The organism is Acinetobacter sp. YH12096 (assembly GCF_013419215.1).
Taxonomy (GTDB): domain Bacteria; phylum Pseudomonadota; class Gammaproteobacteria; order Pseudomonadales; family Moraxellaceae; genus Acinetobacter; species Acinetobacter amyesii.
The window spans coordinates 20,890-32,949 of sequence record NZ_VPAM01000040.1; the positions used below are offsets into that span (position 1 = coordinate 20,890).

At 42.2% G+C, this 12,060-nt stretch carries 17 protein-coding genes; 10 read left to right on the plus strand and 7 right to left on the minus strand.

Annotated features, from left to right (window positions below):
* The first annotated feature begins 110 nt into the window (after positions 1–110).
* The 3 genes from FTU36_RS14200 to FTU36_RS14210 all read left to right on the plus strand — a co-directional run bounded on the left by FTU36_RS14200 (position 111) and on the right by FTU36_RS14210 (position 2,842).
* The gene (locus FTU36_RS14200) at positions 111–569 is read left to right on the plus strand and encodes a DMT family transporter (protein ID WP_180010501.1); all 459 of its coding nucleotides are present in this window, start codon (positions 111–113) and stop codon (positions 567–569) included.
* Positions 570–610: 41 nt separating this feature from the next.
* Positions 611–1,969 carry an MATE family efflux transporter gene (locus FTU36_RS14205; RefSeq protein ID WP_373686368.1) on the plus strand — a complete coding sequence of 453 codons (1,359 nt, stop codon included), beginning with the start codon at positions 611–613 and terminating at the stop codon, positions 1,967–1,969.
* A 441-nt stretch (positions 1,970–2,410) separates the two neighbouring features.
* The gene (locus tag FTU36_RS14210) at positions 2,411–2,842 is read left to right on the plus strand and encodes a hypothetical protein (protein WP_180118344.1); all 432 of its coding nucleotides are present in this window, start codon (positions 2,411–2,413) and stop codon (positions 2,840–2,842) included.
* Here the strand turns inward: FTU36_RS14210 and FTU36_RS14215 are convergent.
* The gene (locus tag FTU36_RS14215; protein ID WP_180024326.1) at positions 2,839–3,051 is read right to left on the minus strand and encodes a DUF1737 domain-containing protein; all 213 of its coding nucleotides are present in this window, start codon (positions 3,049–3,051) and stop codon (positions 2,839–2,841) included. The genes FTU36_RS14210 and FTU36_RS14215 overlap by 4 nt on opposite strands.
* A 201-nt stretch (positions 3,052–3,252) precedes the next feature.
* On the opposite strand from FTU36_RS14215, the gene FTU36_RS14220 reads away from it, so the two are divergent.
* Both FTU36_RS14220 and FTU36_RS14225 read left to right on the plus strand, forming a co-directional pair.
* On the plus strand, positions 3,253–4,551 hold the full coding sequence (locus tag FTU36_RS14220) for an AarF/ABC1/UbiB kinase family protein (protein ID WP_180118346.1): 1,299 nt from the start codon (positions 3,253–3,255) through the stop codon (positions 4,549–4,551).
* Between the two features lie 104 nt (positions 4,552–4,655).
* Positions 4,656–4,910 carry a type B 50S ribosomal protein L31 gene (locus tag FTU36_RS14225; RefSeq protein WP_078189321.1) on the plus strand — a complete coding sequence of 85 codons (255 nt, stop codon included), beginning with the start codon at positions 4,656–4,658 and terminating at the stop codon, positions 4,908–4,910.
* 120 nt (positions 4,911–5,030) lie between these two features.
* Here FTU36_RS14225 and crcB read toward each other — a convergent pair whose 3' ends face one another.
* A complete protein-coding gene (gene crcB / locus FTU36_RS14230; protein WP_180010497.1) occupies positions 5,031–5,414 on the minus strand; it encodes a fluoride efflux transporter CrcB in 384 nt (127 codons plus the stop codon).
* Positions 5,415–5,583: 169 nt separating this feature from the next.
* On the opposite strand from crcB, the gene FTU36_RS14235 reads away from it, so the two are divergent.
* Positions 5,584–5,916 (plus strand): HopJ type III effector protein, encoded by a 333-nt coding sequence (locus tag FTU36_RS14235; RefSeq protein WP_078189323.1) that lies wholly within the window; start codon positions 5,584–5,586, stop codon positions 5,914–5,916.
* 90 nt (positions 5,917–6,006) lie between these two features.
* Here FTU36_RS14235 and FTU36_RS14240 read toward each other — a convergent pair whose 3' ends face one another.
* The gene (locus tag FTU36_RS14240; RefSeq protein WP_257224871.1) at positions 6,007–6,432 is read right to left on the minus strand and encodes a protease inhibitor I42 family protein; all 426 of its coding nucleotides are present in this window, start codon (positions 6,430–6,432) and stop codon (positions 6,007–6,009) included.
* A gap of 73 nt (positions 6,433–6,505) precedes the next feature.
* Entirely contained in the window at positions 6,506–7,066 is a 561-nt protein-coding gene (locus FTU36_RS14245) for a hypothetical protein (RefSeq protein ID WP_078189325.1), read from the minus strand.
* A 305-nt stretch (positions 7,067–7,371) separates the two neighbouring features.
* On the opposite strand from FTU36_RS14245, the gene FTU36_RS14250 reads away from it, so the two are divergent.
* Positions 7,372–7,998, plus strand: a complete 627-nt coding sequence (locus FTU36_RS14250; protein WP_168378146.1) for a class I SAM-dependent methyltransferase — start codon at positions 7,372–7,374, stop codon at positions 7,996–7,998.
* Positions 7,999–8,045: 47 nt separating this feature from the next.
* Here the strand turns inward: FTU36_RS14250 and FTU36_RS14255 are convergent, their stop codons facing one another.
* Both FTU36_RS14255 and FTU36_RS14260 read right to left on the minus strand, forming a co-directional pair.
* Complete coding sequence (locus FTU36_RS14255; protein ID WP_180118348.1) at positions 8,046–8,639, minus strand: hypothetical protein; 594 nt, start codon at positions 8,637–8,639, stop codon at positions 8,046–8,048.
* A 55-nt stretch (positions 8,640–8,694) separates the two neighbouring features.
* Positions 8,695–9,165: a Holliday junction resolvase-like protein gene (locus tag FTU36_RS14260; protein WP_078192492.1), complete on the minus strand. Its 471-nt coding sequence runs from the start codon at positions 9,163–9,165 to the stop codon at positions 8,695–8,697.
* 132 nt (positions 9,166–9,297) lie between these two features.
* Here FTU36_RS14260 and FTU36_RS14265 point away from each other — a divergent pair, with 132 nt between their 5' ends.
* From FTU36_RS14265 to sodC, 3 genes are all read left to right on the plus strand, one after another.
* Positions 9,298–9,942, plus strand: coding sequence for a ParA family protein (locus FTU36_RS14265; RefSeq protein ID WP_078192493.1), 645 nt, complete (start codon positions 9,298–9,300; stop codon positions 9,940–9,942).
* A gap of 150 nt (positions 9,943–10,092) precedes the next feature.
* Entirely contained in the window at positions 10,093–11,214 is a 1,122-nt protein-coding gene (locus FTU36_RS14270) for an AI-2E family transporter (RefSeq protein WP_171263748.1), read from the plus strand.
* Between the two features lie 116 nt (positions 11,215–11,330).
* On the plus strand, positions 11,331–11,879 hold the full coding sequence (sodC, locus tag FTU36_RS14275; protein WP_180003399.1) for a superoxide dismutase family protein: 549 nt from the start codon (positions 11,331–11,333) through the stop codon (positions 11,877–11,879).
* A 71-nt stretch (positions 11,880–11,950) separates the two neighbouring features.
* Here sodC and FTU36_RS14280 read toward each other — a convergent pair.
* On the minus strand, positions 11,951–12,060 hold a 110-nt coding region (locus FTU36_RS14280), incomplete at its 5' end, for a zinc ribbon domain-containing protein (RefSeq protein WP_179994364.1).

Genomic DNA, 12,060 nt, shown 5'->3' on the forward strand with positions numbered 1-12,060 from the left:
TGCGTTGAAGAATACTGCGTATTTTAACATGACTGCATCAGAGTGCTTGTGAAAACTCTGATCGAATACAGTAGACTGATCATATTAAAAAAGAATTTGCTGATAACAAGATGAAAATAAGCAGCCATTTATTGTACTTACTGCCGCTCGCGATGGGTATTGGCATCGCCATGACCATTCAAACAGCGATCAATAGCCAATTGCGTGAATATTTATATTCACCGCTGCAAGCTGCCCTTTTTTCTTTTTTGGTTGGTACAATAGTCCTCGCCTTTATGGTGTTTTTTCAATCGGCCGAAAAACCGGACTTTGCAAGCTTTGCTCAAATTCCTTGGTATTTATGGCTGGGAGGATGTCTGGGCGTTTATGCCATCAGTATCAGTATTTATACCGCGCCGAAACTGGGTTTTTTATCCCTTTCGGGTCTGATTATTTTTGGACAGATCTTAATGTCGATGGTATTTGATCATTTTGGCTTGCTCGGCACTGAAAAAACCCCGATTAACTGGCAACGCTTATTGGGTGGCGTGGTGATTTTTATTGGTGTGCTTCTCACTTTCCAACGCTAAGACCTCATTCCTAAGCACCTCACAAGAAATGAGTACATTCTGTGTCTACTGTCACGGCTGTAACAAGCAGCAAGTATGAATTAAAACAACTGTTTCATTTAATGATCCCGATATTGATCACGCAGTTTGCGCAAGCGGGATTTGGTCTCATTGATACCATCATGGCTGGACACATGTCCGCCAATGACCTTGCAGCCATTGCGGTCGGGGTCGGCTTATGGATACCAGTCATGCTGCTGTTCAGCGGCATTATGATTGCCACCACCCCATTGGTTGCCGAAGCCAATGGTGCTCGGACGCCTGAAAAAATTGCCACCATCGCCCGTCAGTCTTTGTGGGTCGCATTATTTTTAGGGATCATTGCCGCATTAGTCTTACAAGCTATGCCGCTGCTTTTACCGTTATTGGGTGTCCCTGAAGTATTACTTCCGAAGGCGAGCTTATTCTTACACGCCATTAGTTTAGGTATGCCTGCTGTCACCATGTACGCAGCTTTACGTGGTTACTCAGAAGCATTGGGGCATCCACGACCAGTCACTGTGCTGAGTCTACTGGCCTTATTGGTGTTAATTCCACTGAACTTTATTTTTATGTATGGTTTAGGCCCAGTCCCTGAATTGGGTTCTGCAGGATGTGGTTTTGCAACGGCGATTTTGCAATGGTTAATGTTCTTTGCTTTGGCGATGTACGTTTTCAAAGGATCGGCCTATCAAAAAACCCAACCTTTCGCTGCTTTTGAAAAAATGAACAGTGAATGGATCAAACGTATTTTAAAACTCGGCTTTCCGATTGGCTTAGCTATTTTCTTTGAAGTCAGTATTTTTAGTACAGCCGCTATTGTGTTGAGTCCCTTGGGCGAAGTTACCATTGCAGCGCATCAGGTGGCCATTTCGATTACCTCGCAATTGTTTATGATTCCAATGTCACTAGCGATTGCGCTAACCATTCGGGTCGGTACCTATTATGGGGAGAAGAACTGGCTAGCAATGCGAAAAGTCCAGAAAGTCGGTATGTTGACTGGGACGGTATTTGCCCTAATTACCATGCTCTTGCTTTGGCTTTTACGTAATGAAATTGTGTCACTGTATACCAATGACTATGATGTGACTCAGCTTGCAGTATATTTGGTCTTGTTCGCAATTGCCTATCAATTAATGGATGCATGGCAAGTCAGTGCCGCAGGATGCTTACGCGGCATGCAAGACACTAAAGGGCCGATGTGGATCACTATGATCGCGTATTGGATCATTGCCTTCCCTGTCGGGATCTATCTTGCACGCTTCACTACGACTGGTGCTGCAGGCGTTTGGATTGGCCTGATTGTAGGTCTGACTGTCGCATGTACACTGCTACTTACGCGTTTATTTATGATGAATAAACGTTTAGCACATGCGGGATAAGCCCTAAAAAATCATCTAAAAAGTTACTTAACTGATGTTACGCACATAAAAGTAATTTTGCATTTTTAAAATGATTTTTAATTTTATTCGACGGAGTCTTACATCTTAGGGATTGAATAACGGGATTAGCCTTCGGCTGGAGGTACTTTTGTTTCGGCAAAAGTACCCAAAACCATTGTCATCCGCAAAACTCGTTCACCAGCGTGTAATTATTCAAAGTCACGCAAAAACATTTTTGATTAGAAGTAGTCCTGTCTCAAACACTTGCGGATGACGTTACCGCGTATCGTTCTTTTATTTGAATCAAATGGCGCTTCTGATGTTACTACGTAACATCAGTTACTTAAAAAAGACGGCTACGCTATGCAGAAGATTAATGCAAATTAACACCCTGCATAGCAATGCCATAAATAAAAAAGCACGAAGAAGAGGAAAATAAACATGTCCCATGTATTTCGCTCGATCAGTCTCTGTCTGAGCTTAGGCTTTTCCATGTCACTACAAGCTGAACAAACGATCAACCGACATGAATTTCCTTTATATCACGCACCCATCAAAGTCCAATCACAACCCGAATTTGATTACATCAATCAAGCACTTTGGACAGCCTTTCGCTTTTATCATGAACAACAGGCGGACTCATATACCGCACGTTTAAAATTAAGTTGTCAGCAGTCTGGTATGGCGTATACCTATCAGGACTTCATCAAGGCCAATCAAAAGTTTGCCTCTGCGGACGATCAGGATTTTATCGTGACGCAAAACCTCATCGCATTGAATGAAAATTTACACCATAACCAATGCAGTAAATATCTCGGTCCACATTTAGAACTGGAAAAAACTGAATCTAGCGAAGCAGCAAAAGCCAACTAATTAAGCGCCTCGATGGCATTTTTTAAACCTTGTGGCACTTGGCTGTCGTCTTCTACGTCTTTCACGATCGCCTGCCCGACAATCACCTCTGTCCCATTAAAACTCATGGTTGGTGAGCCATACAATTCATAGCCTTCATTTAAAGCTTTGGTCACACGGGCACAGAAATTGACATCATCTTTACCGGTTAAATAGCGATACACTTTCATCGTTCAGTTCTCTTCTAGCGACGCGATATTTTAAACCATTCAGCGCGTGGCTTAAATTTGCCTGAATTATTTTCAGTATTTACATTTTTGCCCATCATTTTATCAAGAGAAATAAAGTCTTAACAATTTAAAGTAGGCAGTTTGTGTTTTGTCGCCTATGATCGGTATTAGATAATAAATGATGATCTTGAGGAACATCACATGGCAAAAACGGCTAGCACACCGGGTCGTCGCTTTATGAAACTTGCCAGTATGACGGCAAGCATTGCTACTAAAACCGTTTCCAATTCCATCCGCAATATCACTGCCGATGAAGAACAGAAAAATGCATCTCGCAGTAAACTTTTTCAGGACATCGGTCTGCAAATTGCAGACACTTTGGGTGAAATGAAGGGTGCGGTGATGAAAGTCGGACAAATTGCCTCGCAGTACAAAGACATTTTTCCACCTGAAGTCGCAAAAGCGATCAGTAAATTACAACGCCAAGCGCCAGCCATGCCTTTTGCTGAAATTAAGGCTCAAGTAGAACAAGAACTCGGCAAACCCCTCGCGCAAATTTTTAAAAGTTTTGAAGAACAACCTTTTGCCGCTGCATCCATTGGGCAGGTGCATAAAGCCGTGTTACCTAATGGTCAGCAGGTGGTGGTGAAAGTGCAATATCCGGGTGTCGAAGAAGCCTGTGAAAGTGATTTAAAACAAGTTCGGCTTGCCCTTCGTCTGATGGGCGTATTGAAAATTGATCGGAAGTTACAAAACAAGCTATTTCGTGAAATTCAGGACAGTTTGGACAACGAACTGAACTACGAAATTGAAGCGCAAAACTTAGATGTGGCCCGTGCGTTTCATAGTGCGCTGGATGACAAAATCATCATTCCACAGGTCTATAAAGATTATTCTTCACGTCATATTTTGACTCTAAGTCTAGAGCTTGGCGACAGTATAGAAACTGCCAGTACGTGGTCACAAGAAACCCGAAATGCCTTGGGAAGACGCTTATTCCGTGCCATAGGCCGTGAAATTTTCTTCCTTAAACGTTTCCACTGTGACCCACATCCGGGCAACTTCGCCTTTCGTGAAGATGGTTCAGTCATCGTATATGACTACGGCGGTGTGAAAACCCTATCTCCTGAAATCGTGTCGCACTTTAAGCAATTGATCAATGCTGCACGCAAGCACGATATTCCACTGATGGAACAGCAACTCGATGCCCTACATTCCCTCAATGAACTCGGTAAATTCCCTACGGAGTTGTATGAGCAATGGCTTGAAGTACTGATGCGTCCGCTGACCACACAATACGACTTTGCTGAAAACTCAGCACACCATGACGGGGTAGAATTAATTAAGCCTTCTCTTAAATACTGGGATGTGTTTAAACCATCACCGGATACCCTGATGGTGAACCGGACTGTTTCAGGACATTATTGGAATTTGATTCATTTGAAAGTGAATGACAATCTCAATGATCTTTTTGATGAGTTGGTCCCACCTAGCGCTTAAGTGAATATGACGCGCTGATTGCCTGATGAATTTCGGGCAATATTTGCATTTTATATTGTTATGTTATAACATTTCTTTAATCAATAAATTTAAGGAACAGAAGAATGCGTGCCAACATCCATCCCGAATACCGTGAAGTACTCTTTCATGACACCAATGCCAATGCCTTTTTTGTGATTGGCAGTACTTTAAGTACCAATCAAACCAAAGAGTTTGAAGGCAAAACTTATCCGTATGTGACACTCGATATTTCAAGTGCATCACATCCTTTTTATACAGGTGAACAACGTCAAGTAAATAATGAAGGACGTATTGCGAACTTTAATAAACGCTTTGCGCGTTTCAAACGCTCACAATAAGTTCAGTTTAGATTAAGTTTTTTCTTTTAAAATTAAAACATTAAAGAAGTTCAGGGTTCCCCTCCTCCAGCCTGAGCTTCTTTTTTTATGTCTGAAATTTTGTGGTTTTCAAGCGTTGTTTTAAACATCTATTTTTAAAATCGACTGAAATAGGTAAAATCCCAGCCCCAATACGATGACACCAATTACCACACTAGAAATAGCATAACTGAATGCTAGCCCACTTTGCCCTTGTCTAAGCAGTTGAAAGGTTTCTAAGCCGAAGCTGGAAAAGGTGGTAAAGCCACCTAATATCCCAACCATAAGCAATAAGCGTGCTTCATTTTGTAGAACGGGATATTTTTGGCTAAATGCAAACAACACACCTGCACAAAAGCAACCTAAAATATTCACCCACCATGTTGCCCAAGGAAAGAGTACTGTTGGCTTGGCCAATAACAGTCCTGCTGCATAGCGAAGTGTTGCCCCAATTGCGCCGCCACATGCGACCAAAAGCCAGTTCATAGTTGTCCTACTTCAACATCATTGGTATCTACAATTTAGGCAACAGACTGCCTAAGGTCGCCCTTCAATATACACGCATTTAATTTACGCAAATAGTGTTAAATGTTTGGGCCAAAGCTTGCTATAGTCTGCAACACTTTGCGGTATTTTTTTATTGAAAGAGGACATTATGGCTCAGGAATTATTAGATCAACTTCAAGCAGGGACTGCGAAATTTTCAGATGTGATTGCATTTATTGAAGCGCGTTATAACCATACAGCAACCGCTTTTACCAATGGCAAACAAGCCAATGCAGCAACTGAAAACCAAGGCAGTGCCAAAGTATTTTCTTTTGCCCAATTGAATGGTCTAAACCAAGCTGAAACCTTAAGTCTTTTTGCTGAACATTATGCTGCTGTATTGGCAACACCAGACGCAACTGACCACCAAAACATTCGCCAATTTATGCAAAATGGTTGGGAAGGTATTCAATTTGACGGTCAAGCGCTCAGCGCGAAATAATGCCTAGGTAGACGTTCTAAATCAGTTCGTCTGCAATAAAAAAAGCCAGTACAAATACTGGCTTTTTTTATCGTTCATCATCTGTTCACATCAGGACACTCGAACTCTGCAAGTCCATTCAGCCATCGCGGTTTTTTCCCAAGCTCGTGCATGCTTCAAATGTAGTAATTCTTCACCCGCAGTCGTTGCGGTAAAACGATAAGTTTTTTGACCGCCTCCGCCTAGTACTGGTGTCGTATCCGCATCAGCTTGCTGTTGAGCTGACTGAAACACTTCTTCAACTTTAAAAAGTTTCGGTTGCTCAGCCAAAGACCATACATACCCAGTACTTGGATTTTCGTTTAACAGCACTTCCAAAGTCTGTCCACGATCCATCTCAAGCAAAGTCGGACAACTTTGCTGTTCAGTAAATACATGGGTTTTCCCATCTACAGTTGAACTCATACTGGTACATCCACCAAGCGCCAAACTACTCGCCATCATTAGACTCAAAATAAACTTTTTCTTTATCGTCATTTTCATCATCAAATTATTTTACCTTGAATCTAATGCACACCGATTTCAAATACGATCTCGATGCAATCGAAGTTTAGCCTTTAACTTTTTCAATCCACTGAATCGAACTGACACGAAAAACCTCACAAGCCCCATCACCCGTATCTGTTGGGGTCAAAGATGAAGTCCAAACCAAATCTTTGTCTTTCACCTCAACCAAATCCCCTTTTAAACGCACAAGATCACCACGTTTTACTTGAGTAATTTGTTTCGCAATTTGCGGGTTTGCAGGAATGATGTGCATATTCGACACCATCATCATGGCTTGCTTTTGCGGTACAGGAACGCGATCCATTTTCCAATTTAAGAAACGGTCATATTGATTGACTGAAATCGTACGAGCAATTTCTGGCTCTGCAAATAAACCCCAACTGACTGCATAATCGATCGGAGAAAATTTTGCTTGTTCATCTGTTTGGTAGGTTTTTGAACCTAAAATTCGGAAATCACCTTTAAATTCTTTCAAGGTGGAAATCGACTGGCCTTTGGCAGCAGGTGCTAAGCCTTTGGCAATATTATAATCTGAAGACGCTTGGACACCGACATTCAATAAAAAGCCTGCAAGCACAGTACTTAATGCAATTCGCTTGATCATCGCGTTATCCTCTTTACCCTGTAATACTTCACATTACTCAATTTTAATTCTGCAATTGAGCCGACTTCATCTATTCATAATGCCCCAACCTGAACATGAGCTTAAAATCGCGTAGGTTGAGCCTGATGAATGTCGTTTTCACTAGTTGTAACTCTATATTACGCACACAGTCTGCATAAACCTTATGAACTTGGTAACAAAATGCTGTTATTCAGTCAATTGGCCCATATCCACGCCCTACCACATGATTTAAAATTAAAAAGACATGAATTACACTTTAAAAAAAGCCAACAAAAATCCTCGCTATGATTTATAAATTTTATCAACAACACATTTTTCCGCATCTTTTAAATCAAGTCATGCAGGTGCCAAGCCTGATGGATAAACGACGCGAACTCCTTTTAGCCGTGTCTGGTGAGGTGCTCGAAATTGGCTTTGGTACAGGTTTGAATTTAGCATTTTATCAAAATGTCGATACGGTTTTTGCCCTTGAGCCCAATCCTGATATTTTTCATTTAGCTGCTGAACGTGTACATGCGGCACCCTTTGAGGTACAGCATATTTTAGCCGGTGCTGAAAAATTACCCTTTGCAGATGAAAGTCTAGATCATGTCGTGAGTACATGGACCTTATGCAGCATTGCCGATATTGAAACTGCGCTTGAAGAAATCTACCGCGTCCTGAAACCAACAGGGACATTTCATTTGGTTGAGCATGTACAACACAATGAAAATCGGAAAATTAAGCAGTTACAACACCTACTGACGCCCATTCAAAAGAAAGTCGCGGATGGCTGTCATCTGGATCGTCATATGCAAAAGTTGCTTGAAGATGCCCAGTTTGAATGTTTTGAAACGCAGTATTTTGATGCTGAAGGCATTCCAAAAATTGGACAACGCATGTTGCTCGCCCGCGCACGGAAGTTGAGTTAAAGCTTCCAAGGCCTTGTTTAAGCACAATCAAATCTAGATAAAATTACCTAGTCTTTGATTAGTCGAATGGCATTAATTTTTAGGATATGACAGGGCTTTTTATTCAACACATTATAGGTGTTATACGACTTCCCTGTTTTGATGGAATGTACATCCACCCATGCACCCAAAATCTCCACACGATCCCCTGATTTCAAACGCCGAATACGATTTGCGACGTCTTCGGATTGAGCAATCACACTGACATTTTGCAATTCGGAGTTGAGCTGTTCAATTTGTGTCGAGGGCACGTCTTTCGCTTGTACGTTAAAACAGCGGTTCTGCTGCGACCATTCAAGATGATATTTTAAAGACTGGAAATCATTTGCGCCTGAACTCAGTAGCAGATCAATATTGCTGACATAGGCCATGTCTTGAAAGCCACCCACCACGGTCGGTGCTGCCGGATGTAATGTACGACTACTCGCACTGTAGTAGCGTTTATCCAACAGCAAATATTCACCGGAAAATGCCTGAGTCGCTGTGACCTGAAAATTTTTCAGCACACCAGTCTGCTCTAAATGTGGAATGGCACGAAAATATTCAGACCATATCCACAGCATGAGCGCAAAAACGGCTGCAGTCGCTAAGAGTTTTTCCATGTGGATATTCTGTCCTTATTACTTTTCAACTGTTCTAAGGCTGAGTCACGCGAGCTTAAATATGCTCAAAATCAATTCGGATAGTTTCAAAACGCACTCGCCCTTCGGCAATGGCTTGAGCAATCGCTTGTTGCCCTTTGGTCAAACGTGCGCCACCACTTTTAATATCAATCAGCACCACTTCGATGTCTTCAGCGAGTCCATCACCATCACGAAAGTCGGTATAGCCATCAAAAACCACATAATCGATCGGGTCACCGAGAAACTTTGCATCGCTAGGTAAATATTGAAATTCGGGCATGATCGGCGCCATTTGTTCGGCCATTTTGCCTTTTAAAACAGCACGACTGGTATTTACACTGCGTTTTTGTGCATGGGCCAAGGCCTGCTGATGTTCCAATTCTAGTTCTGCAATATATTGCTCGTATTCTGCCTTAATCCTTCCATTGCGACTGCCACTTAAAATTAAGGTGGTCAGTACAATCCCAATACACGCGCCAATGAGCATGGCCATCCAGACAGACATTTAAAATTCCTAATCTTTTTAATATATTACAGCGAAACCTATAGAAAAAACTTAGACTTTGGTTCTTTGTCATATTCCCCGCATTAAACAATGATATGCTAGGGATGAGCAGAATAAAATCTATTTAGGTCGATGAAAACGATATTAATTGCCAATCAAAAAGGTGGTTGTGGCAAAACCATCACAGCAATCAGTTTAGCCTCTGCACTTGCGCAAAAAGGTTATAAAGTGGCCTTGGCAGATGCTGACAATCAAAAGTCTGCACGTCAATGGCTCAAACAGCGCCCAGAGACTGCAGCCCCAATTCAGAGCCTAGATTGGCGTCATGAAAAGTCGATTGGTGATGTGCCGAAAGGGATTGAATATCTGATTATCGATGCACCGGGTGCGTTATCGGGTGAACATGCAGATCAGTTGGTGAGTGAAGCCCATGCCATCATTACCCCACTGCAACCATCTTTCTTCGACATCGACTCGACCCGTCGTTTTTTAAAGCATTTGCAAGAAATTAAACGAATTCGTAAAGGTAAAGTCCAAATCTTATTACTGGCCAATCGTGTTAAACCCAATTCTGCTCATTCCAAAGAAATTCAAGATTTTTTCAATAAAGTTGAACAACAGCCCGTTGCTTGGATTTCTGAACGTACCGCTTATGGTCAACTTGCCATGCAAGGTCTTTCGGTTTTTGACAAAACGCAAAAATTGTACCTCGGTATGCAACAACAATGGCAACCTGTGCTCAATGCCATTATTGAAGACGAAGCCGAGTGGTTTTAACCCATCATTCCACATTTTGTTGATATAAAGGCCAATCTTGCAAGGATCTAGCCTGAAAGATATTCACCATAAGTTAACAAGCTCTCGTTTTCGGGAGCTTTTTTTTCGGTTAAGATTGAACACAACATGATGAAAAAATCAGAGCACGCATTGCCAACGTTCGCACCTACATTACAAAAAGTCTTATTGTTCGGATTATTTTTTATCCTGATTTTTTTGAGCTTTAGCGTACTCAAATACTTTATTGTGCCCGTTGTTTGGGCAGCGATTATTGCTTATATGACTTGGCCACTGTATCAATCGGTGCATCGTTTTTGTGGCAATCGTGCAAATCTAAGTGCGGCGCTGATGATCTTATTGGTGGTACTCGTGGTGGGTCTGCCGGTGATTTTTGCGATCTTCTTGCTACAACATGAAGGCCGTAACTTGTATTTTGAATTACAAAAGCAAGTTTTCTCTGGTCATGTCAATGTGCCTGATTTTATTCGCCAACTGCCGTTTATTGGTAAAGAAGTCAGTCGTACCCTACATGAGCTGAACAATGACCCAAACAGTATTATTCAATCAGTACAAATTTGGATTCAGGGGCATTTGAACTACGGTAAAGTTTTGGTCGGCGAAGTCAGTAAAAATATCTTTAAGCTGTGTTTTGCCGTGATGTCTTTATTTTTCTTCTATCGTGATGGTCAAACCATTTTAAGTCAGGTCAGTAAAGCCCTCGAAATGGTCATTGGGCCACGTATTCATCATTATCTTGCCACTATTTCGGATACTACACGTGCCGTAGTGTATGGCATCGGTCTCACCGCCATTGCCCAAGCTTTACTTGCCGGTGTTAGCTATTTTGTCGCCGATGTGCCTAACCCAATGTTATTAACCATCATTACCTTCATGTTGGCACTGATTCCTTTTGGCCCACCAATTTCATATACCGCTGTGTCGTTGTGGTTATTTTCACAAGGTCAAACCATTGAAGCCATTGGCGTCATGGCTTGGGGTGTTTGTGTGGTGAGTACGGCCGATAACGTGATTCGTCCTTTAGTAATTTCAGGGGCAACGCAGATTCCATTCTTATTAATCATGTTTGGTGTTTTGGGTGGGATCGCCAGTTTCGGTCTTGTCGGTTTATTTATCGGTCCAGTGATCTTGGCGGTACTCTTGGCGATTTGGCGTGAATGGTTGCATGAAACCCAAATTGAACCCGTCATGATGCCCAAAGCAACATTGGCACATAACTTAGACAATATGGATGATAAGCCTGAACAACCTTAATTCAGGCTTGAATTCATTAAACAAATATTACAATCAAATACTTAAATTATCTGTCATCCTGTATCCGCATCTGTTTCAATGGTTGAAATTCCATAAAAACAGACAGGATGCCAAACATGTCTTCACTATTTAAATTCGGCGCGCTTGCTGCGGTCAGTGCCCTGATGTTTACAGGCTGTGCGAGTACCTCGACTTCAACAGGTCTGAATGCAAAAACCGTGACGGTCAATGCCGTGACTGCTCAAGGTATTGGTCAAAGCATCGGTCAAATTAACTTGGTTGATAGCCCTGCTGGCTTGGTTATTCATACCAATTTAACCCAGCTTCCTCCGGGTCCACACGGTTTCCATATTCATGAAAAAGGTTCTTGTGCCCCAGCTGAAAAAGATGGAAAAGTGGGTGCTGCACTCGCTGCGGGTGGTCACTTTAACCCTAAAGCGGCACCTCACCACGGTACACCGTTAACCGGTCACATGGGTGACTTACCGATCCTTCAAGTTCAAACGGATGGCACAGCAAAAGTGAATTTAATTGCACCGCGTTTGAAATTAGCGGATGTACAAGGCTTAGCCATCATGGTCCATGCCGGTGGTGATAATTACTCTGACGACCCTAAACCTCTAGGCGGTGGCGGTGACCGTATTGCCTGTGGTGTGATTCAATAATCAACTTTGCATATAGATTTGAACAAGCGGACTTTAAGTCCGCTTTTCTATTGATTGACATCCTCACCCCCTTAAAAGAGGGTGATTCCTACAGCTAGACGCTTATGCCCAAGCGCAAGAATGTTTAGAGCTGAGTTTATATCTCGATCATGAGCTGTACCACAGCTCATGCACTCCCATT